This is a genomic window from Microbacterium sp. T3-8, from assembly GCF_055398145.1.
Map to the genome: position 1 here is coordinate 2,309,189 of NZ_AP027918.1, position 25,058 is coordinate 2,334,246.

At 70.0% G+C, this 25,058-nt stretch carries 27 protein-coding genes and 1 tRNA gene; 15 read left to right on the forward strand and 13 right to left on the reverse strand.

From position 1 onward, the window contains the following. Position 1: 1 nt before the first annotated feature. Together ACZ5Y9_RS11040 and ACZ5Y9_RS11045 are read left to right on the forward strand one after the other, a co-directional pair. A complete protein-coding gene (locus tag ACZ5Y9_RS11040; protein WP_247622202.1) occupies positions 2-1,027 on the forward strand; it encodes an App1 family protein in 1,026 nt (341 codons plus the stop codon). A 1-nt stretch (position 1,028) separates the two neighbouring features. Further along, on the forward strand, positions 1,029-1,898 hold the full coding sequence (locus ACZ5Y9_RS11045) for a 3-methyladenine DNA glycosylase (RefSeq protein ID WP_464471339.1): 870 nt from the start codon (positions 1,029-1,031) through the stop codon (positions 1,896-1,898). Positions 1,899-1,905: 7 nt separating this feature from the next. Here the strand turns inward: ACZ5Y9_RS11045 and ACZ5Y9_RS11050 are convergent, their stop codons facing one another. Genes ACZ5Y9_RS11050 through ACZ5Y9_RS11070 form a run of 5 tightly spaced genes read right to left on the reverse strand, consistent with a single transcriptional unit; the run spans position 1,906 to position 6,161 of the window. After that, complete coding sequence (locus tag ACZ5Y9_RS11050; protein ID WP_464471340.1) at positions 1,906-3,111, reverse strand: glycoside hydrolase family 3 N-terminal domain-containing protein; 1,206 nt, start codon at positions 3,109-3,111, stop codon at positions 1,906-1,908. 4 nt (positions 3,112-3,115) lie between these two features. Next, positions 3,116-3,769, reverse strand: coding sequence for an SDR family oxidoreductase (locus tag ACZ5Y9_RS11055; protein WP_464471341.1), 654 nt, complete (start codon positions 3,767-3,769; stop codon positions 3,116-3,118). A gap of 10 nt (positions 3,770-3,779) precedes the next feature. Beyond that, positions 3,780-4,307, reverse strand: coding sequence for a hypothetical protein (locus ACZ5Y9_RS11060; RefSeq protein WP_464471342.1), 528 nt, complete (start codon positions 4,305-4,307; stop codon positions 3,780-3,782). Then, positions 4,304-5,095 carry a hypothetical protein gene (locus tag ACZ5Y9_RS11065; protein ID WP_464471343.1) on the reverse strand — a complete coding sequence of 264 codons (792 nt, stop codon included), beginning with the start codon at positions 5,093-5,095 and terminating at the stop codon, positions 4,304-4,306. Before ACZ5Y9_RS11065 ends, ACZ5Y9_RS11060 begins: the two co-directional genes overlap by 4 nt. 4 nt (positions 5,096-5,099) lie before the next feature. Next, positions 5,100-6,161, reverse strand: a complete 1,062-nt coding sequence (locus ACZ5Y9_RS11070) for an NAD(P)-binding domain-containing protein (protein WP_464471344.1) — start codon at positions 6,159-6,161, stop codon at positions 5,100-5,102. A 155-nt stretch (positions 6,162-6,316) separates the two neighbouring features. On the opposite strand from ACZ5Y9_RS11070, the gene ACZ5Y9_RS11075 reads away from it, so the two are divergent. Continuing rightward, a tRNA-Ala gene (locus tag ACZ5Y9_RS11075) sits at positions 6,317-6,389 on the forward strand. Between the two features lie 80 nt (positions 6,390-6,469). On the opposite strand, the gene ACZ5Y9_RS11080 is transcribed toward ACZ5Y9_RS11075, so the two are convergent. Beyond that, entirely contained in the window at positions 6,470-7,333 is an 864-nt protein-coding gene (locus tag ACZ5Y9_RS11080; RefSeq protein ID WP_464471345.1) for an alpha/beta hydrolase, read from the reverse strand. 353 nt (positions 7,334-7,686) lie between these two features. Here ACZ5Y9_RS11080 and ACZ5Y9_RS11085 point away from each other — a divergent pair, with 353 nt between their 5' ends. The 4 genes from ACZ5Y9_RS11085 (at position 7,687) to ACZ5Y9_RS11100 (ending at position 10,129) form a co-directional block, all read left to right on the forward strand. Further along, positions 7,687-9,042 carry an MFS transporter gene (locus ACZ5Y9_RS11085; protein ID WP_464471346.1) on the forward strand — a complete coding sequence of 452 codons (1,356 nt, stop codon included), beginning with the start codon at positions 7,687-7,689 and terminating at the stop codon, positions 9,040-9,042. Positions 9,043-9,178: 136 nt separating this feature from the next. After that, positions 9,179-9,337, forward strand: coding sequence for a hypothetical protein (locus ACZ5Y9_RS11090; protein ID WP_464471347.1), 159 nt, complete (start codon positions 9,179-9,181; stop codon positions 9,335-9,337). An 85-nt stretch (positions 9,338-9,422) separates the two neighbouring features. Next, the gene (locus ACZ5Y9_RS11095) at positions 9,423-9,683 is read left to right on the forward strand and encodes a hypothetical protein (RefSeq protein ID WP_464471348.1); all 261 of its coding nucleotides are present in this window, start codon (positions 9,423-9,425) and stop codon (positions 9,681-9,683) included. Next, complete coding sequence (locus ACZ5Y9_RS11100) at positions 9,680-10,129, forward strand: BLUF domain-containing protein (protein ID WP_464471349.1); 450 nt, start codon at positions 9,680-9,682, stop codon at positions 10,127-10,129. The genes ACZ5Y9_RS11095 and ACZ5Y9_RS11100 overlap by 4 nt, the downstream gene beginning before the upstream one ends. Here ACZ5Y9_RS11100 and ACZ5Y9_RS11105 read toward each other — a convergent pair. Beyond that, positions 10,116-10,937: a Rossmann-fold NAD(P)-binding domain-containing protein gene (locus ACZ5Y9_RS11105; RefSeq protein ID WP_464471350.1), complete on the reverse strand. Its 822-nt coding sequence runs from the start codon at positions 10,935-10,937 to the stop codon at positions 10,116-10,118. The two genes, ACZ5Y9_RS11100 and ACZ5Y9_RS11105, sit on opposite strands and share 14 nt — an antisense overlap. Before the next feature lie 85 nt (positions 10,938-11,022). Here ACZ5Y9_RS11105 and ACZ5Y9_RS11110 point away from each other — a divergent pair, with 85 nt between their 5' ends. The 5 genes from ACZ5Y9_RS11110 (at position 11,023) to ACZ5Y9_RS11130 (ending at position 16,652) form a co-directional block, all read left to right on the forward strand. Beyond that, positions 11,023-12,138, forward strand: coding sequence for an AI-2E family transporter (locus tag ACZ5Y9_RS11110; RefSeq protein WP_247622188.1), 1,116 nt, complete (start codon positions 11,023-11,025; stop codon positions 12,136-12,138). Between the two features lie 147 nt (positions 12,139-12,285). Beyond that, positions 12,286-12,846, forward strand: coding sequence for a hypothetical protein (locus tag ACZ5Y9_RS11115; protein ID WP_247622187.1), 561 nt, complete (start codon positions 12,286-12,288; stop codon positions 12,844-12,846). Between the two features lie 38 nt (positions 12,847-12,884). Beyond that, a complete protein-coding gene (locus ACZ5Y9_RS11120; protein WP_464471351.1) occupies positions 12,885-13,877 on the forward strand; it encodes an NAD(P)H-quinone oxidoreductase in 993 nt (330 codons plus the stop codon). 10 nt (positions 13,878-13,887) lie between these two features. After that, positions 13,888-15,573, forward strand: coding sequence for an MFS transporter (locus tag ACZ5Y9_RS11125; RefSeq protein ID WP_464471352.1), 1,686 nt, complete (start codon positions 13,888-13,890; stop codon positions 15,571-15,573). Then, positions 15,570-16,652, forward strand: a complete 1,083-nt coding sequence (locus ACZ5Y9_RS11130; RefSeq protein ID WP_464471353.1) for an FUSC family protein — start codon at positions 15,570-15,572, stop codon at positions 16,650-16,652. Before ACZ5Y9_RS11125 ends, ACZ5Y9_RS11130 begins: the two co-directional genes overlap by 4 nt. A gap of 33 nt (positions 16,653-16,685) precedes the next feature. Here ACZ5Y9_RS11130 and ACZ5Y9_RS11135 read toward each other — a convergent pair whose 3' ends face one another. Continuing rightward, positions 16,686-17,897, reverse strand: a complete 1,212-nt coding sequence (locus tag ACZ5Y9_RS11135) for a cupin domain-containing protein (protein ID WP_464471354.1) — start codon at positions 17,895-17,897, stop codon at positions 16,686-16,688. Positions 17,898-18,051: 154 nt separating this feature from the next. Between ACZ5Y9_RS11135 and ACZ5Y9_RS11140 the strand changes: the two genes are divergently transcribed. The 3 genes from ACZ5Y9_RS11140 (at position 18,052) to ACZ5Y9_RS11150 (ending at position 19,897) form a co-directional block, all read left to right on the forward strand. After that, positions 18,052-18,780: a YoaK family protein gene (locus ACZ5Y9_RS11140; protein WP_464471355.1), complete on the forward strand. Its 729-nt coding sequence runs from the start codon at positions 18,052-18,054 to the stop codon at positions 18,778-18,780. An 80-nt stretch (positions 18,781-18,860) separates the two neighbouring features. After that, entirely contained in the window at positions 18,861-19,370 is a 510-nt protein-coding gene (locus tag ACZ5Y9_RS11145; protein WP_336640159.1) for a redoxin domain-containing protein, read from the forward strand. After that, positions 19,370-19,897: a DsbA family protein gene (locus ACZ5Y9_RS11150; protein ID WP_464471356.1), complete on the forward strand. Its 528-nt coding sequence runs from the start codon at positions 19,370-19,372 to the stop codon at positions 19,895-19,897. Before ACZ5Y9_RS11145 ends, ACZ5Y9_RS11150 begins: the two co-directional genes overlap by 1 nt. 30 nt (positions 19,898-19,927) lie before the next feature. Here ACZ5Y9_RS11150 and ACZ5Y9_RS11155 read toward each other — a convergent pair whose 3' ends face one another. The 5 genes from ACZ5Y9_RS11155 to ACZ5Y9_RS11175 form a co-directional block, all read right to left on the reverse strand. Next, the gene (locus tag ACZ5Y9_RS11155) at positions 19,928-21,130 is read right to left on the reverse strand and encodes an MFS transporter (RefSeq protein ID WP_281731213.1); all 1,203 of its coding nucleotides are present in this window, start codon (positions 21,128-21,130) and stop codon (positions 19,928-19,930) included. A gap of 4 nt (positions 21,131-21,134) precedes the next feature. Beyond that, positions 21,135-21,851 carry an alpha/beta hydrolase gene (locus ACZ5Y9_RS11160; RefSeq protein WP_247622178.1) on the reverse strand — a complete coding sequence of 239 codons (717 nt, stop codon included), beginning with the start codon at positions 21,849-21,851 and terminating at the stop codon, positions 21,135-21,137. A gap of 83 nt (positions 21,852-21,934) precedes the next feature. Next, a complete protein-coding gene (locus ACZ5Y9_RS11165) occupies positions 21,935-22,813 on the reverse strand; it encodes an alpha/beta fold hydrolase (RefSeq protein ID WP_464471357.1) in 879 nt (292 codons plus the stop codon). Beyond that, the gene (locus ACZ5Y9_RS11170; RefSeq protein WP_464471358.1) at positions 22,810-24,138 is read right to left on the reverse strand and encodes a PucR family transcriptional regulator; all 1,329 of its coding nucleotides are present in this window, start codon (positions 24,136-24,138) and stop codon (positions 22,810-22,812) included. The genes ACZ5Y9_RS11165 and ACZ5Y9_RS11170 overlap by 4 nt, the downstream gene beginning before the upstream one ends. Continuing rightward, positions 24,135-24,977, reverse strand: coding sequence for a helix-turn-helix domain-containing protein (locus ACZ5Y9_RS11175; RefSeq protein WP_464471359.1), 843 nt, complete (start codon positions 24,975-24,977; stop codon positions 24,135-24,137). The genes ACZ5Y9_RS11170 and ACZ5Y9_RS11175 overlap by 4 nt, the downstream gene beginning before the upstream one ends. Between the last annotated feature and the right edge of the window lie 81 nt (positions 24,978-25,058).

Genomic DNA, 25,058 nt, shown 5'->3' on the forward strand with positions numbered 1-25,058 from the left:
AATGGCTTCCGCACCCCCGGCGCCCCGGATCCACTGGTTCGCCCGACTCGAACACCGCTTCCATGTGTGGCGTGAAGTTCGTGCGCGCAAGCGGGGTCGCACCGCGACGGTCGTGCCCTTCCCGGGCTATGGCGGACCCGGCTGGGTGCGCGTCGTCGGGCGCGTCCTGATCGTGCCGCCGCAGCGACGCGGCAAGGACGGGGAGCTCGCGAGCATCCGCGGCTGGCGAAGCTTCGTCGGGATCCCGGTGAGCTTCGCGAAGGTCTCGGTGCACGTCGGCGACACGGTTCACCAGGTCGTCGCCGATCGCGGCGGCGTCGTGGACGCCGTGATCCACGCGGATCTCGACGCCGGATGGCAGACGTTCCGCGTGTCGACGGAAGAGCAGGAGCCGGTCGAGGCGACCGCCTTCGTCGTCGGCGAGTCCACCACGTTCGGGGTCGTCTCCGACGTCGACGACACTGTGATGGTGACCGCTCTGCCGCGTCCGTTCATCGCGTTCTGGAACTCCTTCGTGCTCGACGAGCACGCCCGCATCCCCGTGCCCGGCATGGGAGTGCTCCTCGACCAGTTGCTGCGCCAGCACCCCGGCGCTCCGATGGTGTACCTGTCGACCGGCGCATGGAACATCGCGCCGACGCTCCGTCGCTTCCTGAGCCGCCACCTCTTCCCCGCGGGTTCCATGCTCCTCACCGACTGGGGCCCCACGCACGACCGCTGGTTCCGCAGCGGCCGTGAGCACAAGCTCACCAACCTGCGTCGGCTCGCCGACGAGTTCCCGCACGTGCGCTGGTTGCTCATCGGCGACGACGGGCAGCATGACGAGGCCATCTACTCGACCTTCCTCGAGGAGCATCCCGAGTCCGTCGCCGGCGTGGCGATCCGTCGTCTGCTCCCCGCGGAGGCCGTTCTCGCCGGTGGGCGCACGGATGCCGAGCCGCACGGCGACGAAGACGTGCCGTGGGTCAGCGCCGAGGACGGCGCCGGACTCCGCGACCGGCTCGGCGACGCCGGCATCCTGGACTGACATGTCCCTCCCCCTGGACGAGGTCGACTGGCGCGTGCGGGAGCACGCCCACCAGGAGCGCGCCGACGCCCTGACCGCCGAGCACCGCTCGCGCGCCGCGGCCGGGGAGAAGCACCCCGTGTGGGACTTCCTCTTCACCTACTACTCGTACAAGCCCGCGCAGTTGCGTCGCTGGCATCCCGGCGCGGGCGTCGAGCTCGCCGACGCTGCGGAACGCGCGGGCTGGCGTTGGTACGCCGCGGGATCGGCTCCCGGCAGCGTCGTGCCCGACGCTCCGGCTTTCGCGCGCGAGAAGCCGGAACTCGCGGGACTCGTCGAACGGATGCTGCGCCGCACCGCTTCACGGCCCGGACAGTTCGGCTGCTTCGGTCTGCACGAGTGGGCGATGGTCTACCAGGCGGACGAGCACCGCCATCCCGTGCCGCTCCGGCTGGGACGAGACGGCACCGACGCGGTGGTCGAGGCGCACGATCTGCGCTGCACCCACTTCGATGCCTTCCGCTTCTTCACTCCCGAGGCCGTGCCCCTCAACCGCTCGGCGCTCACGCGCGAGGAGCAGCCGCTGTTCGAGCAGCCGGGCTGCCTGCACGCGGGGATGGACCTCTACAAGTGGGCGACCAAGCTCGGTCCCCTCGTTCCCGGCGACCTGCTGCTCGATGCGTTCGAGCTCGCGCGCGACATCCGTCTGCTCGACATGCAGGCCGCCCCCTACGACCTCTCGGCCTGGAACGTCGAGCCGGTGCCGATCGAGACGAGCGAGGGCAAGGCGGACTACGTGCGCCGCCAGCGGGTCTTCGCCGACCGCGGTGCGGCATTGCGCACGGCGCTGCTCGACGCGTGGCTCGGCGATGCGGATACCGCGGCCGCGTAAGGCGAGTTCAGCCGGCGGGCGTGCAGTCCTCGCACACCGACCAGTCGGCGGTGTCGGCGGCCAGCTCGAGGCGCAGCTCCCTGACGCGCGTCGCCGCATCGGCGAGTCGCTCTGCCGGCAGGTCGCCGGACTCCACGGCGGCGACCAGTCCCGCGACCATTCGACCGGCGGTCTCGGGAGTGGACCCCGCGATCATGAGCACGAGGTCGTTGCCCGCGGCGATCGCGGCGACGCCGTTCGCCACCGGATCCGCGTAGGCGGGGTCGCCCGACGAGAGCAGCATGCCCAGATCGTCGGTCACCATGACGCCGTCGAACCCGAGTTCCTCGCGAGCGATCCGATGCCACTCGGCCGACATCGACGCGGGCGCGGCATCGACTGCGGTATAGGCGAGGTGTCCGAACATCAGCAGCGAGGCACCCGCATCGATCCCGGCGGCGAACGGGGGCTCGTCGGCCGTGCGCCACCGCTCCTTCGACATCGGCGTCGTCGGGATCGCGTGATGCGAATCCCCCTCCGCCGCTCCGTGTCCCGGGAAGTGCTTGAGAGTCGAAGCGAGGAACTCCTCCTGCGCCGTCGTCGCCGCCGTGACGCGCTCCGAGGCCGACGACGGGTCGGTGCCGAGAGCCCGCCCGTAGATGAAGGATGCGGAATCCGCGGTGACGTCGGCGACGGTGCCGAAGTTGACATTGACCCCGGCGCGGGCGACCAGTGAGGCCCGTGCCGTGAAGGCATCCGTCGTGTCCTCCACCGGCGCGGACTTCAGAGTCGTCGATGCCGCGAACGCGTCGGACGGCAGACGCGAGACGATTCCGCCCTCCTGGTCGATCGCGATCAGCGGAGGAAGCGACTCGTCGACCGTCAACGCGGAGGTGAGCGCGCGCAGTTCCGGCTCGGTGGCGGGAATGTTCGAGCCCATCAGGATGAAGCCGCCGAGTCCCTGCTGCATGTACGCGTGGAGAGCCGCGGGATCCGCCACCGGGATGTGTCCCATCACGACGCTCGCCGCCTGCTCGGCGACGCTCATGCCGCGCACCTCTGCCTCCGCGCGCGCAGCGGGTCCGAGAGCCGCCGGGGTCGCGGCATCCGTCTGCAGACGAAGAGCGGTCGGCCGCGGATCATCCGATGGCGTCTGCGCCGCCGCCGGTGCCGCGACCGCCGCCACCGCGAGGGCGGCGACGGTCGCGAGCATCCAGCGACGCAGCGCTCTCATCCGATCAGCTCAAAGCCTCGGCGATGGGCAGGGCGGCGTCGGCCGAACCGTTGCCGAACCGGATGGTGCGCCCGAACGTCGACGGCTCGACGAGCGCGGCAGCGATGACCGCGGCGACATCCGCACGCGACACCTCGCCCTTGCCCTCGGGGTCGAGCACGATGCGACCGGTCGGGTCGTCGAACGTGAGGGTGCCGGGGCCGAGGATCGTGCCGTCGAGATCGGTGGAGCGCAGGTGCTCGTCGGCCGCCCACTTCGCATCGGCGTAGGCGAAGAAGCCGTCGCTCTCGGGCACGCCGTGGTCGGCGGTCGAGCCGATCCACGACACCATCACGTAGCGGCGGACTCCCGCGACCTCGGCCGCGTCCATCGAGCGGATCGCGGCATCGCGGTCGACCGCATAGGTGCGCTGCGCGTCTCCCCCACCGGCGCCGGCCGACCAGACGACCGCGTCGTGACCGCGGATCAGATCGGCGATCCCCGCGACATCGAGCGACTCGATGTCGGCCACGAGCGGACGCGCGCCCGCGGCTTCGACGTCGGCGATGTGCTGGGGGTTGCGGATGACGGCGGTCACCTCGTCGCCGCGGGCGACCAGGAGCGGGGCGAGCAGCAGGGCGATACGGCCGTGCCCTCCGAAGACGATGATGCGGGACATGCGATTCTCCTCACTCCGGCAGCTGAGAGCTGTCGATCACGAAAGCTTGCGGATGGCTCGGAAGGTAGCGTACGACCACACCCTGACCGCCCGGTATGTACGCATCGCGATCGGGGAAGACGGCCGGGCTGAAGAAGTTGCTCTCGAGGGTGTACTCCACCCCGTCGCCCGTGGTGAAGGTGACCCAGTCGCCGTCGAGCGTTCCCACGGTCGGGCGGCCGTTGTCGTAGATGTACGCGCGCGTGACCGGCACACCGGTCAGGCTCAGGATGCCGATGATGAGGTTCGCGAGCATCACGAAGGCGAGGATGCGGAACAGCACGCGCACGGTCGTTCCTCCGATGTCGCGGCGTGTCGCGCCACCCTCCGGGAGGAGGCCCTCGCGCTCCCGCACACGGCGCAGCGCCGCACCCGGACTCGTGCGTTTCGCCGAGATCGCGAACAGTCCGAGGATCGAGAAGCCGGCGATGAAGACCATCGCGTAGGCGTGGGAGGCGGGGAAGTTCAGCAGCCAGAACAGGGTGTCGAGGGGGTTCATCGCCCGGCCTCCTTCTCGATCGTCACGGCCACGGTCTGCGGATCCTCCCGGCGATAGAACGCCCAGATCGGGGCGCCGACCTGCAGATGCGGGATCGCCTGCGGGTACACGAACACCGTGGTGTCGGCCTCCCAGGTCTCCCCTCCCTCGGGTGCGAGCAGCACCCGCAGCGCGAGTTCGGACTGGCCCTCGCGACGGTGCCCGGTGGGCCGGATCTCGAGAACGGATGCCGGAACCTGCGTACCGGTCGTGCGCGCCCGCACCTGGCGCGGGTCGATCAGTCCGCGGTCGATGCGCCACTGCAGCAGCGCCTCGCTCACCGCCGGATCGGACGGATCCACGAGTTCGAGGGCGTCGTGGTCGCCGGGCCGGTACCGCACCGCGAGCGGTTGGCCGACCTGCAGCGCCCCCACGTCGGCGAGCGGCACGAGGGTGCGCAGCTGTGCCACGAAGTCGTCACCATCGGTCGGGGTCACGCGGAGGAAGATGTCGTACTGAGGCACGTCGTTGATGGTCGTTCCCGTGGTCTCGACCTCCACGATGCGTCCGATACCGATCCGTGCGTCACCCGCGCGTGCGAGTCGTCGGCGGGCGGGGCCGAGCATCACGCCCCCGAAGGTGAGGAGAAGCCCCCAGGCCACGCCGATCATGATCGGGGCACCGAGGCTGTCGCTCCCGAAAGGGAGGATCGACTGCCGCTGGTCGATTCCGAAGAGCCCCTCGCCCGTCCAGATCACCAGCCAGGCGGTGAGCAGCAACCAAACGATCAGCAGTGCGAGGCGAAGCATGCCTTCAGCGTATCGAGGGAACGTTCGCCAGCGCTCGCCGCACTCCGGTCGCGGCAGAGCGCCCTGCACGGTTCGCCCCGATCGTGCTCGCCGAGGGCCCGTACCCGACGAGCTGGATGCGGGGATCGGCGACGGCCGTCGTTCCCCGTCCGCCACGATCGAGCTGGATGCCTCCCGCGGCGCTGCGCAGGTGCAGCGGGGCGAGGTGACCGATCGCGGGCCGGAACCCCGTCGCCCAGAGGATCACGTCGACGCGCTCGAACGATCCGTCGGCCCAGCGCACGCCGTCGGGTTCGATCCGCGTGAACATGGGTCGCCGCGCAGAGTATGCCCCCAGGCGCTCGGCTTCTCGCTCCTGTTCGCGGAGCATGAGCCCGGTGACGCTCACGACGCTCTGCGGCGGCAGCCCCTGCGCGACGCGCTGCTCGACGAGCGCGACCGCCGCCGCGCCCGCCTCGGGCGTGAAGTCGTCGGTGCGCCAGACCGGCTCGCGCCGCGTCACCCAGAGGGTGTCGGTGATCGGGGCGAGCGCGCCGAGGAACTGGACAGCGGATGCCCCGCCCCCGACCACGAGAACGCGCTTCCCTCGGAAGTGCTCGGGGCCGGGGTAATCGATCGTGTGCAGCTGCTCGCCGAGGAACGTCTCCATGCCCGGGTAATGCGGGAAGAACGGATGCGTCCAGGTGCCGGTCGCATTCACCAGGGTGCGCGAGCGCCACTCCCGCTCCCCCGCGCGTGTCACGAGCACGCCGCCCTCGTCGTCCACGCGATCGACCGTGACGGGTCGGATGATCGGAAGGACATGGGCGCGCTCGTAGGCGGCGAAGTAGGCGGGCACGACGATGTTCGCGCGCTGGCCGTCGCGCGGCGGCGGGGTGTCGCCCGGGAGCTCTGCGACCCCGTGCACGTCGCGCATCGTCAGGGCATCCCATCGGTGCTGCCAGGCTCCGCCCGGCTCGGCGTCGGAATCGAGCACCACGTGCGAGATGCCGAGCCGCGTCAGGTGGTACGACGCCGAGAGTCCGGCCTGACCCGCGCCGATCACGATGCTGTCGAGGATGCTCACGCTGACGTGAACGTGCGGGCACCCGCCGTTGTTCCCCCGGGGCTCTCGCAGCTTGTCCGCATCACGACGCGCCCGGGCGGCTCGCGCCGATTGGTGTTGACCTCGCGACCTGTAGTACGCTTTTCGAGTTGCCCCGGTCAGTCCGGAGCGATTCTGGGCCTGTGGCGCAGCTGGTAGCGCACCTGCATGGCATGCAGGGGGTCAGGGGTTCGAGTCCCCTCAGGTCCACCGAAGATGAGAAGCCCCGCGAGAGATCGCGGGGCTTTTCTCATGCCTCCCTCAGATCGCAGAGAACCCTCGCGACGATGTCATCCGGCGACTCGTGCGGCCCGAGCATCACGCCAGAGCCAGCGAAGCGCATCCGGCATCAGGACGCCCGCGTGGTTCGGGCTGTGCCCGCCATCACCCAGCACGAGCCGGAAGTCGTAACCCCCACGCGCAAGCGCGGCCGCGACCTCGAGATTCTCCGCGAGCTGATTCATCTGCGGCTGATCCCATCCGTCGTCACGATGGGCCGCCTGAAGGAAGAACCGCACGTTCCTCCGCGGCTCGGTCGCGATCAGATGCGGAAACGGATTGCCCCCGGGGATCTGCGCGAAGCTCGATACGAACGCGATGACGCGCGAGAACGCGTCGGGCCGCTGCCAAGCGGCCGTGAACGCGGCGTTCCCACCCGAGCTGCCACCGCAGATCCCGCGCCATCCCGGATCCACGGAGATCCGGAAGCGCGATTCGACGATCGGAAGAACCTCCGTCGTCAGAAATGTCGCGTAGCGCCCGTCGAAGGCGTCGTACTCGACGTTGCGGTTCTTCGGGTGTCCCGAGTCGCGCACGACCCCGGGGTCGATGAAGAGACTGATGGTCACAGGCATCTCCCCGTGCTCGATCAGATTGTCGAGCACTGTTCCGGCGCGAATCTCCCCCTCGGGATCCCAGTACCACCAGCCATCGTTGAACACCATCAGTGCCGCATCGCGCTCACCGTCGTACGCGCTCGGCACGTGGATCCAGCATCGTCGCACGGTTCCGGGGAAGACGGTGCTCTCGTCGATCGTGAACTCGATGACCTCGCCAGGGGCGGTCCGGGCGCTCCGCTGACTGTCGGGACCGTACGCATAACGCACGTCGGCGAGGTCGACGGGAAGCTCACGGAAAGGGATCACGGATGTCATCGTCGCCACGATAGCGACGGAACGATCCTCGCGAAAGAGTCTGCATAGATCCTGTTTCCTGTAGGATTTGGCTCACCATGTCCCTCGCAACGATGCAGGATCTGCCGTGAACGCCGAGCCGCTCCCCCCGCTCCGGATCTCTCACGCCCCGGTCGGACCACGTCACTCGGCGGCGCTATCGTCGATGCGGGTCCCCCGGACCGGATACCTCGCCGTCTCACTCCTCTGCCCGCTCCCGAACGTCATCGCCCTTCTCGGGCTGAGCGGTCGGCGCCGCACGAAGGAGGTGCCACCTCCGTTGAGTCGATGACGACCACCCCTCTCCCCCTCTGGCAACGACACGAAGGACGACGATGTCTCGCACGGATTCCCCCACCACACCCACGAAGAAGAACTCGATGCTCGGCGTCGGCGCCGCAGCCCTCGTCGGCTCGGCCCTCGAGTGGTACGACTTCTACCTGTACGGCACGGCCGCAGCGCTGGTCTTCAACCGGATCATCTTCGTGAATTCCGACCCCGTCGTGGCCACGCTCGCCGCCTTCGCGACCTTCGCTGTCGGCTACCTCATCCGTCCCCTGGGCGGTCTCATCTTCGGCCGAATGGGCGACACCCTCGGCCGCAAGCGCGTGCTCGTGCTGACACTGCTGATCATGGGCGTCGCGACGTTCCTGATGGGGCTCACCCCCTCCTACGAGCAGATCGGCATCTGGGCACCGATCATGCTGATCGTCCTCCGCCTCGTGCAGGGCATCGGTGCCGGAGCCGAGTTCGGCGGGGCGGCCATCTTCTCGGTCGAGCACGCCGACCCGCGACGCCGCGGCCTGCACGGCGCCTGGCCGTCGGCCGGCGTCTACCTCGGTCTGCTGATGGCTTCGGGTGTCTTCGCCGTCGTCACCCAGCTGCCCGAGGATCAGTTCCTCGCCTGGGGCTGGCGCATCCCGTTCCTGCTCAGCGCCGTCGTCGTGATCGTGGCGTTGATCATCCGTCTCCGCCTCGCCGAGAGCCCCGCATTCGTCGCGATGCAGTCGGACGAGCACGCCCCCGTCTCCCCGGTGAGGACCGTCTTCGCGCAGGAGAAGACCGGCATGCTCACCCTCTTCCTCGCTCAACTGCCCCAGAACGTCGTCTCGTCGATCAACCTCGCCTTCATCACCGCGTACCTGGTCGGAAACCTGCAGCTGTCGGCATCCGTCGGCCCCGTCGCCACGACGATCGGCACGGCCGTGACGATGGTGCTGCTGCCCGTGTTCGGCGCCCTTTCCGACCGGATCGGCCGACGTCCGGTGATCCTGTTCGGCATCGTCTTCTCAGGGATCTTCGCGTTCCCGTACTTCTGGCTCATCGGCGGCGGGGAGGCACCGGCACTGGTCGTCGTGGCGATCGTGCTGAGCCTGGGCCTCGGGGTGGGCGCGATGTTCGGCCCCCAGGCGGCCTACTTCGCCGAGCTCTTCACCGGTGGCGCTCGGTTCACGGGCCTCGCGTTCTCGCGGGAACTTGCCGGTGCCGTCAGTGCGGGCACGACACCGCTGATCGCCGTGGCCCTCGTCGCGGCGACCGGCGGTGCGACCTGGGCGGTCTCGCTGTTCATCGTCGCGGCCTGCGTCGTGGGAGCGATCGCGGTCTTCTTCGGCGGCGAGACGCGTGGGCGCCGGATGAGCGCGACGACCGTCGCCGATCTGAAGGCGTCCACCGGGTCGTTCGAGCGCTGACGCTGCGGGACGTCGCTCGGATGCCGTGAGCGATGCCGTGCGGCGACGAGCACGAACGACGAACCGAAGTCAACGACCTCGACCGCCACGCCGTCGGGCGGGACGATGATCTCCCGCACTCGAGACAGGAGATCAGATGAGCACCCCCGATTCGCCCGAGACCGACGACCCGCGCACCTACGACGGCCCGGATTCCGACATCGCCGCAGGGAACATCACCGACGCGGACTTCACCACCGACGCTCCGGAAGGCGCATCCCCCGAGGATGAGGCGGACGCGGACGGCGGAGCATAGGAGGGCTTCGACTCTGCCTGCCGTACGGGGCGTGCTGAGCGCAAGGGGGAAGACGATGTCGGCGGCACGCCCTAACGTTCACGTTGTGAACGATCCTGATCAGCACCCCGACGACGTCCTCTGGGCGTGCGTCGAAGACGGATTCCATGTCGGCAGCCGCGGTGGAGACTTCCTCGGTTACGTGGACCGCCGCACGGACGGGCAGTACGCCGCTTTCGATGCGCGATCGCGGGAGATCGGCGCGTTCGCGTCGCTCCACGAGGCGACGGATGCCGTCACCGCCTCGTCGACGCCGAGCACGCCCCTGTCCACCGCGGGCGACGAACTCGTCGGAGGTGACAGATGAGCGCCGACCTGATCTCCGTCGTCTACACGAGCACCGCGTCGCAGCCGTTCCGCAGCTCCGCTCTCGAAGACCTCCTCACGACCTGCCGACGCCTGAACACGCAGAGAGGTGTCACCGGCATGCTCCTCTACCGCGACGGGCGGTTCATCCAGATCCTCGAGGGGGCGCCCGACGTCGTCGATCTTCTCGTCGAGACGATCCGTCGCGACCATCGCCACCACGACCTCCGGATCCTTCTGCGCGACGGGATCGCGGAGCGTCGCTTCAGCGACTGGACCATGGGTTACCGGCCCCTCCGCGATTTCTCCGGCGGCATCCCCGAGGGGTACCGGGATTCGTTCGACGACCTCGACGAGGGAGCGGATGCCGAGACCGCTCGGCGGGCGCTGGCCGAGTTGACGCTGTGGTTCCGCGTGCGGTCCGTCCCCGCCGTCACCCGTGCATAGCGTCGTACCCGGATCGGAACGACGGGAACTCGAGCGGCCCGACGACCCTGCGAAGGAGTGCACCGTCCAACACATGGCCCGAATCGCGGTGAGCCCCGGCATCCGGCGGCGGCTCCACACCGAGTAGATCGGCGATGTAGGTCACGACCTCGCCGAGCCGGACCGGCTCTTCGTCGACGGCGTGCAGAAGCACGGGTGGAGAGGCCATGCGCAGAAGCGTGTCGATCGTGCGGACGAGATCGCTCTCATGGATGCGGTTGGTCCAGCGCCGATAGTCCACCTCCGCGTGCTCCCGCACGCGGCGGATCAAGAAGTCCCTGCCCGGGCCGTAGATGCCCGCAGGGCGGAGCACGACCGCAGACAACAGCTCCTGCGCAGCGAGCTCTCCATCGCGGATCGCCTGCGCGCGCTCGGTCTGCGGGTGCGGCAGCGTGCGCTCCGTCAGCACATGGTCGGGCTCCTCGCCCGCGAAGACGCCCGTCGAGGACACGAACACCGTGCGCTCCGGGATCGCCGGCACGGCGCGGACGATATGGCCGAGCGCTACGCGGTACGCGTCGACCCCCTCTCCCGGTGGAAGGGTGACGACCAGCGAATCGATCGCCGGGAGCTCGACGGGCAACGGCGACGCGACGTCTGCCTCGATACCGATCACGCCGGCGGGCAGGTCGGATGCCGAGCGGCGAAGCGCGAACACCTCGCTCCCGTCCGCGATCAACGAGGGGGCCAGCCGGGCGCCGAGCTTGCCGAATCCGACGAGCAGGGTGCGTCGAACCGGCCTCGTCTCGTGAGCGGGAAAGGTGTTCATCCCTCCAACCTGCCACAGAGCGTCAGGGGCGGTTGCTAGGTTGGACACTCACGGTGCGCGAGCGCCGGCGAACGGGAGGAAACCGATGGGACTGTTCCGACGACCGGAGATGCCGAAGCCCGCCGAGCCGGGGCTCTGGTCCCGAGGGTTCGGTGTCGTCGCGACCCGCAGCCTGCAGACCCTGATCGTGCTCGCTCTCGTCGCCGTCGGCGTGCTCGTGATCACGCAGCTCTCTCTCGTCTTCATCCCCGTGACGATCGCGCTGATCCTCGCGAGTGCGATCCATCCGCTCGTCGCCCTGATGCGCCGTCGCGGGATGCCGTCGATCCTCGCCACCTGGATCGCCTTGATCGGCATCCTCGCCGTGCTCGGCGGCGTCGTCTGGGTGATCGTGCTGACCGTGCGATCGCAGTGGGACGACCTCGTCGACTCCGCCACCGACGGCATCGCACAGGTCACCGACTGGCTCGGCACCCTCCCGTTCGACTTCGGGGCCATCGACCTCGACGATGTCTGGGCCAACGCGCAGGACTTCCTCACGAGCGCCTCGTTCGGTCAGGGCGCCCTGGCCGGTGTCTCGGCCACCGCGAGCTTCTTCACCGGCCTCGCGCTGATGATCGTCGTGCTGTTCTTCTTCCTCAAGGACGGCCCCCGCATCTGGGAGTTCCTGCTGCGCCCCTTCACCGGCGAGAGCTACGAGCGGGCGCGCCGGATCGGTGACAAGACCGTCGACGTGTTCGGCGGCTACATCCGCGGCACGTCGATCGTCGCCGCGGCCGACGCGCTGGGTATCGGCATCGGCCTCGCGATCCTGCAGATCCCGCTCGCGATCCCGCTCGCCGTGATCGTCTTCCTCACCGCCTTCATCCCCCTGGTCGGCGCGACGGCCGCCGGCATCCTCGCCGCTCTCGTGGCCCTCGTGACGCACGGCCCGGTGGCGGCGCTGATCGTGGTCGGCATCGTGGTGCTCGTCAACCAGCTCGAGGGCAACTTCCTGCAGCCGGTCGTCATGGCGCGGTCGCTGAAGCTGCATGCCCTCGTCATCCTGCTGGCCCTGACCGCGGGCACGATCCTCGGCGGCATCGTCGGCGCCGTGCTCTCGGTACCGCTCGCCGCGGTCGCCTGGGGAATCATCACCGTGTGGGACGGACCGCACACGCCTGCTCGCCCCTTCCGCAAGAAGCGGTCCGAGACCGTCTGACGCGGGCCTCGACAGCCGACGAAGCAGTCCCCGTCCTTCGTCGGATGCCCCGTGCCGGGCGATGTGGGGAGATGGAGGAACGCAAGGACGACACCGGGAATCCTGCGTGGCTCTCCCCTCCACCCGGCACGAACGAAGGATCCCCTCATGGCCGTCACCGTCCGCTCCGACCTGGTGCTCTCCCACGCCGTCGTCACCTCCGATGTGACCGGCAACTTCGACGACGTCGACATCGAGTCCTGGCTCAAGAACCTGCCCACCCACGAGTACCAGCGCTGCGCGCCCGGCGACCACAAGGCGGCCGGCTACACGGTCGACGACGACGGCACGCCCATGTCGATCAACGTCGAGGTCATCGGCACCGGCCTCGTGATCCAGCAGTACCGCTACGAGGTCGCGAGCAAGCACTACTGCAAGATGGTGTCGATCTCCGACATCCTCACCCCGACCGGTTGGACCACCACGCAGGTGATCTGGGAGCTGGGCATGGAGCAGCTGGAGGGCGACCAGCTGCGCTACGTCAACACCGTCACCTCGCACCCGACCGAGGAGTTCCTCGAGTTCATCACGGCCAGCGGCGCGACGTTCGAAGAGGCCGCCGCGGCACGCCAGAAGGCCTCCGGTCAGCACTGCGAGCTCGAGACCCCGCACTACGCGCAGAGCATCATCGCGTACGCGAAGAGCAACCCGGCCACGGCCGCCGCCTGAGCGTTCCCGCTCGCACCCGATCCGAGAGAAGGCATCCCATGACCTCCGCCATCCGTTTCACGCACCCGGGCCCGCCCGAGGTGCTGCGTCTGGTGCCGATCGCGCGGCCCGAACCGGCCGCCCACGAGGTGCGCATCCGCGTGCATGCGGCGGGGATCAACAACGCCGACCTGCTCGAGCGCCGGGGCCACTATCCGGTCCCTCCGGGGGCACCGGAAGGCCCCGGCCTCGAGTGCGCCGGCGTGATCGACGCGGTGGGTGCGGATGTCGACGGCTGGAGCATCGGCGACGAGGTGTGCGCCCTGCTCGCCGGGGGAGGCTACGCCGAGGAGGTCGTCGTGCCGGCGACGCAGGTCCTGCCGAAGCCGCGCTCCCTCACGATGGTCGAGGCAGCGGGTCTTCCCGAGGTCGCCTGCACGGTGTATTCCAATCTCGGCATGATCGCCGGTCTCACCGCCGGGCAGACCGTGCTCGTGCACGGCGGAGCGGGTGGCATCGGCTCGTTCGCGGTGCAGTGGGCGAAGGCGATCGGCGCCAGAGTCATCGCCACGGCGGGCAGCGACGCGAAGGCGGCGGCGGCCCGCACGTTCGGCGCCGACGTGGCCATCAATTACCGCGATGAGGATTTCGCCGCGGCCACGCTCGCCGCCACGCACGGAGGCGGCGCCGACGCCATCCTCGACATCGTCGGCGCTCCGTACCTCGAGCGCAACATCGAGAGCCTCGCCCTCGACGGTCACCTCGTGATCATCGGAGGGACGACCGGGCCGACGACGCTCGACCTGTGGGAGCTGATGTCGCGCCGGGCGAGCGTCTCGGCCACGCTCCTGCGTGCACGGCCGGCCGCGCAGAAGGCCGCGATCGTCGCCGGCGTCATCCGCGATGTCCTCCCGCTCGTCGACAGCGGTGCGATCCGCGGCGCCGTGGATGCCGTCTTCCCGCTCGCCGAGGCCGGCCGTGCGCATGCACTGCTGGAGAGCGGGACGACCGTCGGCAAGGTCGTGCTCGATGCGACCGCCGAGCGGCTCTGACGGCACGCGCATGGACCGCCCGCCCGAACCGAAGCCCGCGACGGGTGACCGCCCCGTCCCGAACGATCCTGTGCACGACCGCATCTGGGCGCCGCTCGCCGTCCCGATCTTCCGCGCACTCTGGATCACCGCGCTCGTCAGCAACATCGGCACCTGGATGCAGACCGTCGGCGCGCAGTGGTTCATGGTCGAGCAGCACACGCATCCCCTGCTCATCGCCCTCATCCAGACGGCATCCGCCGCGCCCGTGCTGCTGCTCGGCATCCCGGCCGGGGTGCTCGGGGAGTTCCTGAACCGCCGATCGCTGCTCATCTGGATGCAGACGCTGCAGGTCCTTCTGAGCGCTGCTCTGGTGACTCTCACCGCGACCGGCGAGATGACGCCGTACCTGCTGCTGATCATCACCCTGCTGCTCGGCGGGGCGACCGCGGTGCAGTTGCCGGCGTACCAAGCCCTTGCGACCGAGATCGTGCCGGTGCGGCTGGTGCCGATGGCGGCGTCGCTGAGCGCGGTCTCGGTCAACATCGCCCGCGCGATCGGTCCCGCGATCGCCGGAGTACTGCTGTCGGGTTTCGGCGTCGCCTTCGTGTTCGGCATGAACCTCCTCTCGTTCGCCGCGTTCCTCGTCGTGCTCGTCACCTGGCGCACCTACCGTCCGGATGCGCGACAGGCCGAGCGGTTCGTCGATGCGGCACGCGCGGGAGTCCGCTACGTCACCCGCGCCGCCGTCGTACGAAGCATGTACGTGCGGCTCGGGGCGTTCGTCGTGCCCGGCAGCGTTCTCTACGCGCTCCTCCCCCTCATCGCGACCGAGCGGCTGGGGCTCGACTCCGCCGGCTACGGTCTGCTGCTGGCGGGGATCGGCGTCGGATCGATCGGCGCGGCCTTCCTCATGCCCGTGTTCCGTTCGTGGGGAGCCAACCGCACGGTGCTCGCGGCATCCGTCCTCTTCGGCGCGGCCACCATCGGCGTCGCCCTCTCGCCGACGATCGTGCTCGCCCTGCCCCTTCTCGCCCTCGCCGGTGCCGCGTGGATCGGCGTCGTCGCCACGCTGAACGGCGCGGTGCAATCGTTCCTGCCGGTGTGGGTGCGGGCGCGGGGGCTCTCGGTGTACCAGATGGTGCTGTACGGCTCGATGGCGGCGGGCGGGCTTCTCAGCGGTGTGGTCGCCGGCTGGGTCGGTGCCACCGCGGTGACCGCCGCCGCGGGCGTGGTCACGCTGCTGGTCGCGGCCTCGCAACTCTTCTGGCCGTTGCTCGAGACCGCCGACAAGAAGCGCGAGACGTTCGCGCTCCCTCTCGCCGAAGCGTCCGTGGACGTCGATGGCACGAGCCCCACCCTCGTTCTCGTGCGCTACGACGTCGCGCCCGAGAACGTCGACGCCTTCCGCGCGCAGATGCGCCTCGTCGAGCACAGCCGGCGGCGCACGGGCGCGCGCACCTGGGCGCTCTACCAGGACCGCGAGGACGGCGGCTGGGTCGAGGCCTTCGGTGTCGGCAGCTGGGACGAGCACCTGCAGCAGCACCGAGCACGACTGACCCGCTACGACCAGACGGTGATCGAGACGGCGGGCGCGCTGGCGAACTCGGTGGAGGTCGAGCATCTGGTCGAGACGGCGGATGCCGCAGCTCCCCGCCGCGCCCATCATGGGGGCGCCGCGCACCACTCCCCGCCCCACCCCGCCGCGCCCTCATGAGAGGGCCCTCCCGGACGCTCCGCGAGCTCACCGCCGTCACTCCCTCGCCCGGTTCCTGGGTCGCCGCGACCCAGGCGATGCTCGCTGTCGTCCTGCCCGCCGTCGTGTTCACCGCCGCCGGCGCCGCATCGCTCGGTCTGCTCGCCTCGTTCGGCGCTCTCGTCGTCATGTACCTCTCCGGGCGCAGCCGTCGCGAGCGCGCGGCCAAGCTCCCCGTGATCGCGGCGGGCTTCGTCCTGGGATCCCTGCTCGGAATCCTCACCGGCGATTCCCTCACCGCGAGTCTGCTCGCGATCGGCGCTGTCGCGATCGCGTTCTCCTTCCTGAGCCTCGCCTTCGATGTCGGCCCGCCGGGAGCGATCTTCCCCGTCCTGACGACGGGGTCGATGGGGCAGCTCACGGCGCCCGCCTCGTCCGGTGGGGCCGCGATGGACCCCGGCGTCGTCCTGGCGACGATCGTCGTCGGGATCCTCGCGGGCTATGCCGCGGTCGTCGCTCCGCTGCTCGTCCCCGCGGTGCGGCGACGCGATGCCCTCGCCCCGGCGGATCATGGCTGGACGTTCACCTTCACGCCGGAGTCGGCGCGCATCCTCGCACGGCTCGCGATCGGGATCCTGCTCGCCCTGCTCGTCAGCGCCGCGCTCGGTCTGCACCACGCGGCCTGGGTGCTGCTCGCGGTGCTCGGCATCCTCCAGAGGGATGCCGACGTGCACCGCGGCACGATCAGGATGGCGCAGCGCGTGCTCGGCACCGCCCTGGGCGGCGCACTCGCGCTGCTCTTCCTCCTCTGGACACCGGAGCGACTCGCGCTGCTCACGATCGTCGGCGTGCTCGTGTTCGGCTTCGTGGCGCTGGTGCGACGCAATCTGCTCTTCGCGTTGATGCTGGTGACGCCCATGGCGCTCCTGCTCGTCACGGGCGGAGACCGTGACCGCCTGCTGGAATCGGTTCTCGCGCGCGTCGGCGACACGGCGATCGGAGCGGTGGTCGCCGTGCTCGTCCTCGGTGCTGTGCTCCTGAGCCGCCGCGCGGGTCGGCGCCTTCCCGCCTCCCCGACGCACACGAAGGGGGCGGTGTGACCTTTCGGCCGCACCGCCCCCTTCGTCCGATGCTCAGCGCAGCGGAGTGATCCCCTGCGCCCCGCGCGGGAACGTCGCGAGGATCGCCGGGTCGATGTTGAGATGCGCCGAGACGAGCTGCGGCGGAACGTGCGCGAGCCAGTTCGCGAGCGAGATCTCCTCGTACTTGTCGGTGCGGAACACCTCGAGGAACTGCAGCACGTCATCACCGGTGTTCTCGATGTAGTGACCGAAGTTCTTGCGCACGACGCCCACATCGCCCGCGCGGAAGTCGGTCGTGTTGGCGTGCGGCCCCGTGTTGAACACGGTCATACGGGCGGAGCCGCGCAGGTAGTACTGCCATTCATCGGCGTTCGGGTGCCAGTGCAGTTCACGCATCGAACCGGGCTCGACCGTCACGAGCGCCGCGGCGACGGTGGACGAGTACTTGTAGTTGGTGGAGTCCGCGATCTGGATCGACCCGCCCGAGTTCTCGTAGAGCGGCTTCGACCGCGAGAGGCGGAAGATCACCGGCTCCATGCCCCACTCGACGCCCGCGGCGGCCTGATCGACCTCGAGGGCCGGCGGCTCGTCACCGGGGAAGATCCAGAGGTTGTGCAGCGGGATGTCGGAGAACACCTCCTGCGCCACGCCGAAGTTCTTGGCGAGCACCTCGGGAGGCGTGTGCGCGAACCAGTCGGTGAGCAGCAGCGTGTTCGATTCGGACTGGTCGCCGTCGTCGAACGCGAGCACGAACTCCGCGCCGTCCGGACCCAGTCCCTGCAGGGAGTGCGGGGTGCCGGCCGGGAAGAACCACAGGTCGCCCTCCTCCACGTCCTCGACGGCGGGAAGACCCGAGCGGCTCAGCGTCGTGACGCGCGCCTTGCCCCGGGTCATCACGGCCCATTCCGCGGTCTGGTGCCAGTGCAGCTCGCGGATGCCGCCGGGCTCCAGGTACATGTTCACCCCGGCGATCTCGTCGGAGATGTGGAAGTCCTGCTTCGTGAGCTCCCGCGCCCACCCGCCGCGCTGCACGCGCCGCGGGGAGATGTTGAATGACGACCAGAAGAACGGCTGCGTGCTGATGTCGGTCGCCGGAGCGTGCATCTGATTGGGGAACTGCGACTCGATGACCTCGTTCTGCGGCCCGCCCATGGTGTTGCTCTGTGGACGGTCGGCGATGTTCACCTCGCCCTCCTGCGGCAGGTCGGGGTTCCCGAGTGACGGGACCTCGTGCCCCAGCTCGGCGTTCTCGGACGTGTCCATGCGGTGCTCCTTCGTGATGGTTCCGGACGATACCGAGGAGTCTGCTCCTTGGTCCCTCGCCGGTACACACCCCCGTGACGAATCGGTTCTCGACTCTCGTCGGACGGGCTCGATCCCGCACGGCGCTTGCATGGGGGCATCCCTGGAGGTCTTCATGTCGTCATCGACCGTTCGCACGCCCCGCCCCTATCCCCTGCTCGAGAGCGCGCCCGCCGCTGCCGCGCTCGCCCTGGTCTCGGGCCTGCTCAATGCCTGGACGTTCGGGCAGATCGGCACCTTCGCGACCGTGCAGTCCGGCAATCTGCTCTCGATCGGCTACTTCATGGCCGAGGGAGACCCGTCGAGGGTGCTCGCGGCTGCGGCATCCGTCCTGTCGTTCGCCCTCGGCTCGTTCCTCTGCACGCTCGTCGTGCTGTGGCGAGCGCGAACCGGGCGCGGGTACTCGGTCGAGGTGCTGCTGTGCGAGGTGATCGCGCTCGCCGCGCTCGCCCTCGCAAGCGGCACGGGGGCGGTGGGGCCGGAGTGGATCGCCGGCGCGATCAGCTTCGTCGCCGGCGTGCAGGGCAATGCCTTCCACCGCGAGACCGGCATGCTCTACGGCAACATCGCCGTCACCTCGGTGGTTCAGATGGCCGCGAGCCTTCTCGCTCGAGCCGCGGGGAGGACGATCGCCTCCGACGGCGAGCCCCACCTGCGTCCGGCGGCGGCCTACACCTCGGTGCTCGTGGCGTTCGCTGCCGGCGGCGGCATCGGATTCGCCCTCGATCGGGCGTGGTCATGCGCGTCGATCGTCGGTGCCGCAGCGGTCCTCGGCATCCTCCTCATCGTCGCCCGCTCCGCGCACGGTGCGGTCGATCCCTCTCAGAACGCGCCGACCCCGTGACATCCCTCCTCGACACCTGTCTGGTCGAGTCCGGACGCGCGCTCTAACCGGCGGCGACCGGCGGAAGGGAGAGTGGAGCCATGACAGACACCCCTGAGACCGAGGGCCGCGAGCGGATCCTCACCGCCGGGACCACGGCACCCGACTTCACGCTGCGCGTCACCGCCGATCAGTCGCTGCGGCTCGGTGAGCTCCGCGGTGCGCCGGTGGTCCTCGCCTTCTACCCCGCCGACTGGAGTCCGGTGTGCGGGGATGAACTCTCCGTCATCAACGCCGCGCTGCCGATGCTCCACGAGCGCCGCGCGCAGGTCGTCGCCGTGTCGGTCGACAACGTGTGGTCGCACGAGGCGTTCTCCTCCGCGCACGGGCTGCACTTCCCGCTCCTCAGCGACTTCGAACCGAAGGGCGCGGTCTCCCGCCTCTACGGTGCCTACGACGACAGCACTGGGGAGAGCCGCCGGGCCCTCTTCGTGATCGACGCGGCGGGCGTGATCGCCTGGAGCTACCTCTCCCCCGTCGCCCTCAACCCCGGCGTCGACGGCGTGCTGGACGCGCTCGACGCTCTCACCCCCGATGAAAGGAGAGGATGATGTCCTCGCTCCGCATTCCCGTCTCGACCGACGACCACAGCACCGGACCGGACGACGCCTCCGTCGTGCTCGTCGAGTACGGCGACTACCAGTGCCCCTACTGCGGCGAGGCGTACCCGGTCGTGAAGAATCTCCTCGCCGAGCTGGGCGACCGCGTGCGCTTCGTGTTCCGCAACTTCCCGCTCGCCGAGATGCATCCCGAAGCGGTCGATGCGGCATTCGTGGCGGAGTTCGCCGCATCGCACGGCGCCTTCTGGGAGGTGCACGACCTGCTGTACGAGAACCAGTCCCGACTCGGATCGCCGCTCTACGCCGAGATCTGCGCGAAGCTCGCCCTCCCCGTCGCCGATCTGCGCGCGGCGGTACAGGAGCAGCGTTACCTGGCGCGCATCCGCGCGGACGAGGAGGGCGGCATCCGCAGCGGCGTGAACGGCACGCCCACGTTCTTCCTGAACGGGGAGCGGCTCGACGGCGGCACGGCCGAGCTGCCGGACGCCCTGCGCACGGCGGTGCAGCGCGCGTCCTGAGCGTCGCATTGCGCACACCGCGCAGTGCGCTCAGCGCGCGATGCGTCGCATCCGCAGCGCCGCCACCACCGTGACCACTGCCACGAGCACGACGAAGACCAGCAGCACGACGAGTTGCGGCACCACCGTGAGGGCAGCACCGATCGCCAGCACCGGGACGGCGAGACCGCAGTAGGCGACCAGGAAGATCGCGGCGAGCGTCTCGCCCCGACGACCCGGCTCGGCGATCTCGGATGCCGTGGCCAGGGCGCACTTGAACAGCGCTCCCACGCCCGCACCGGCGACCACGCCGCCGACCAGGAACAGGACGAACGACGGCAGCACGGCGCCGAGCGCGATCGCCGCGAGACCGATCCCGCAGGCGAGTGCGGCGAAGAGCAGTTGCGAGCGCCGTGACACCCGGGCGAGGAGCACCTGGGCGGCGGCCGCGGAGCCGAAGACGAGGAAGACCGTGACACCGGCGACGAGGTGACGGGTCTCGCCGAAGGTGCCGACGAGCAGTGTCGGGGCGAGCGAGGTGAACAGGCCGAAGAGGGCGAACCCGGCGAAGGCCGCGAACCCCGCCGCCACGAATGCTCCTCGCGACGACGCGGGGACCGCGATCCGCTGCGGCCGGTACTGCCGGTGCTGCGGCGCGACCGTCTCGGGCACGAGCGCCACGGCGATGGCCAGACAGATCAGCACGATCGCGAACACGGTGTGCGGCAGATGCAGCGGATCGGGGAGGTAATCCGCGAACACCCCTCCGATGAGCGGCCCGAGCGCGAGTCCCCCGAGGTTGGCCCCGCCGGCCACCGACGCCGCGACGATCGCGTTCTCGTCGGGTCGGGCTCGAGCGCGCAGCTCGCCGAGGTGCGCGGTGGCGGTCGCCGTGAGGATGCCGATGCTCACGCCGTTCACCACGCGGGCGACCAGGAGACCGGCGACATCGGTGAAGACCATGAAGAGCACGGCCGAGAGCGCCGAGACGAGGATGGCGATCACCAGCATCCGCCGGCGCCCCATCCAGTCGCTCACATGACCGAGCAGGAACAGGCTCGCGACCACTCCGACCGCGTAGGCGGCGAAGACCACCGTGACCACCGACACGGGGAATCCGTCGAGCTGCTGGTACAGGGGATACAGCGGCGTCGGCACGGTCGAGTACGCCATCACCAGCAGGAAGGCGACGGCGACGACCCAGAACCCGGTTGCTCGGCCCGCAGGAGCTTCGATATCGGTCACAGCGCTCATTCTGTCAGCGCACGGCGTCGGCGGCGTCGACGATCAGCCGGGCGACATCGCCGGGGTGGGTGTGCAGCACGAGATGCGGACCGGGCAGTTCTACAAGCTCGCGCACGCCCGCCCGGTCGAGTCCGAAGCGCACCGCCTCGGGGTTGATGAGGCGGTCGGCAGTCGCCACGACGCCCCACGACGGTCGGTCGCGCCAGGCGGCGACCGTCGCGGGTTCCGCCAGCACCTCCGCGTCGAGCGGGCGCTGGGTGACGGCGAGCACGGCGGCCTCGTCTGCGGGGATGCCGAGGGCCGTGAGGAAGGGGAACTCCTCGATCCTCACCGAGATCTCCGCGGCATCCGCCTCTCCGGGCACGGGATAGGCCGCCTCGTCGAAGTACGGCATCGCCTCCGGGTCCGGGAAGCGGCGGTGCACGTCCTGCGCGCTCTCCCCCACCTCGAGCACGTACCCCTCGATGAAGACGAGGCCGCGGACGTTCGCCGCATCGCCGGCGACACCGGCGACCGTGGCACCGTACGAGTGCCCGACGAGCAGCACCGGGCCATCGATCCGTTCGACGAAGGAGCGCACGTACGCGGCATCCGCGGCGAGGCTCCGATTCGAGATCGCCGGCACCCGTACCTCGAGGCCCTCGCCGAGGAGCCGCATCGCGACCGGCGACCAGCTCGCCCCGTCCGAGAACGCTCCGTGCACCAGCACGACCGTGGGCTTGATGGCCATCTCACACTCCCTTGCGCCGGATCTCCGGCTCTCTTCCCCGACGCTACGGCAGAGGAGGCTCGGCCCTTTCCGACCGCTTGTCGTCAGTGCATTGGACGACTGTCGAGTGCGCCGTGCTCGACCTCGCGGAGGAACGAACCGACGACCGCGTTGAACGCCTCGGGGTTCTCGAGGAACGGGAAGTGCGAGGAGGCGATGTCGCGCGGGAAGACGTGCACGCGAGCGCCGGGGATGCGTTCCGCCAGCCACCGCTGCGACTCCGGGGGCACATGGCTGCCGTCGCATCCGATCACGAGGGTGGGCACGCGGATGCCGCGCACCACGTCGCGCCAATCCTGGGTGCCGTGATCGATGAGCAGGGGCACCGCGGCATGCGGCGGCGTGCGGGCGACCTCGCTCATGACGAAGGACCAGAGCTCCTCGTCCACCGGGCCGGAGAACATTCCGCGCACGAACGCCCGCACCGCGCTCTCGCCCTCCGGACCGGCGACGGCATCGGCCAGGGCCACGAGGCCGTCGACGGGCAGGATGCTCCCCGCCCGCACACGCTCCTCCTCGCTCATCCAGGACTGCGCGATGACCGCGGCGGGCTGGTCGACGACGACGAGGGAGCGCACGCGCGCGTCACCGAAGAGTTCGAGGTACGACCAGGCGACGGATGCACCCATCGACCACCCGAGCAGATCGACGCGATCCACGGCGAGCGCCTCCAGCACATCGCGCAGGTCGGCGGCGAAGCGGGCGATGCGGTAGCCATGGGTCGGCGCCTCCGAGCCTCCGTGCCCGCGCATGTCGAAGCTGATCACGCGGCGAGCGCCGAAGCCGGTGAGCTGGTGGCGGAACATCTCCTGCGATTGCGACCAGCCGTGCAGGAGCAGCAGGGGGACGCCGTCTCCTCCGGTGTCGTGGGCGCGGAGCACGACACCGTCACTCGTGGTCACCTCGATGCGGCGAGCGCTCATCGGATGTGACCCGCGTTCTCCCAGTAGGCGGCGAGCTTGAGCCCGAGGTGCAGGGCGCTGCGCTGCATGCCGTCGTCGAGGGCGTCGCGCACCACCTGGGGCATGTTCTCGAGCCGGTAGTACAGCGTCGTGCGGTGGATGTGGAGCACCTCGCACACCTGTCGCACGTGCCCGGCGTTGTCGAGGAGCGCCTCGACGGTCTGCCGGCGCAGCGGGTCGGCGTCGTGCACGAGGGCGAAGGCGGCGGGCGAGTACCAGGAGAGTCGTCGGGGGTCGGTCAGGACGTCGGAGATCAGCAGCCAGGGACCGACGTCATCGGCGTGCAGGCTTCTGCCGAGTTCCGGGAGGAGCTCTGCGACGGTGGCGGTGGCGATGGCCCGCTCGGCGACGGGATGCAGATCGTTGTCGGCGTCGGAGAGTCCGGCCGCGCCGATGGCGCGCAGGAGCACTCCCGCGCGCTCTGCCTCGGCGATGACGGCGGCGTCGAGGCGCTCGGTCTCGCCGCGGCGGCCGAGGAACAGCAGCGCCGCGCCGATCTCGCCGATCAGCACGAGCGCGGACCGAGTGGCGCTCTCGACCGCGCGTCCGAGTGCGGCCCGCTGGACGACGCCCGTGTCGTGGCCGATCGCGACGGCCCGCACGAGGGTGTCGGCGTCGCGGGTGATGCCGTGCGCACGCACCGCCATGCTCAGAGCATCGCGACGGGCGATGGGGTCGGCGGCCAGTAGCGAGCGCATCACTCCGTCCCGAGCTGTGAGTGCGGTGCTCTCGGTCTGGGCGGCGAGGACGGTGCGTACGACGTCGACGGCCGCGTCCAGGGCGCGGAACTGCTCCTCGCGCAACGGAGGCAGCCCACCGGTGATGAGCCACAGGATTCCCAGGAGGGTGTCGTCCGACCAGATCGGAACCGCGAGGCGCTCATGGGCGCCGAACTCCGCGAGGTCCACGGTCCGCGGCCTCCGGGACTGCGTCAGGCGCAGGCTCTCAACGTACGCCCGTTCCCGCGGCGGTGTGACCCGACGCAGGAGTGCACGTGCACGGAGCTCGTCGATCTCGTCCCCCTGCGCGCTGGCGACGATGGGGCGGAATGCGGGGTCGTTGATGACGATCGAGCGGTCGAGTGTCTCGGCGAGCTCGTCGACCAGGTCCTGCAGGTTCATGCCCGCCACGCGTCCGGGCACGGTGAGGAGGTCGCCTCCGGATGCCGCGGGGTGATGGTCATGCTGCTCCTCCCGGCCCGCGTCGTCGGGCCTCGCGCCCGACGCTACGGGAGCGAGGGCGAGCGCTGGGAGGCCCGCGTCGTCCCACCCACCGATCATGGTCATCGCGCCGCCTCCACGGCATCGGCGCCGATCCCGCCGGGCAGTTGATCGGCCAGCCGGGCGAACACGGCGGCGGTGACGGCGCCCGGCGGTGCCGAGAGCACCGTGAGCTGATACCCGGGCATGCTGCGCACCGCGAAGTTCTGGGCGTCCACCGGGATCTCCCCCACTCCCTCGACGAGGATGTGGAACGTGGCATCCTCGGGGCCGGACACGTCGTGCCGCGCCCAGATGCGCACGAAGTCGGGATCCGACGACAGTTCGGCCACGATCTCCCGCAACCGAGGAGACTGCGGTACGGCGTCGCGTCTCAGCGTGGCGACGGCTGCGCGGCTCATCGCTTCCCACTCCACGAGCGTCTCCTTCATGCGGGGCACGAACAGATGACGCAGCTGATTCCCGCCTGCAGAGAGACCGCCGTGCCCGAACACGGTTGCGAGAGGGTTGGCGGCGACGATGTCGCGGTGCGGATCGGTGACGTACGCCGGGGTGTGCGTCCAGGCGGACAGCACGCGCACGATGCGGTCGGCCGAGTCCCGGGGAACGGGGGCGGGGGTGTGCAGCCGTCCCGAGACGAGGCGGAAGGCGTAGGCGGTCGCCTCGTGGTCGAGCCGGAGCGCCCGGCAGAGCGACAGGAGCACCTGGTCGGAGGGGCGGGCACCGCGGCCCTGCTCCAAGCGCAGATAGTACTCCCTGCTGATCCCGGCCAGGGCGGCGACCTCGTCGCGACGGAGGCCCGTGACCCGCCGTCCGGGGGTGGGAACGATCCCCACGTCGTCGGGCTGGGTGACGGCGCGGCGGGCGCGGAGGTACTCTCCGAGAGAGGTCGATGCATCGTCCACGGGGCGGGCTCCGGTCGTCGAGGGGGTGGGGCGTCTGCGACGCTACCCGCGCCAGAGGGAGCGCACATCACCCGCCCCAGG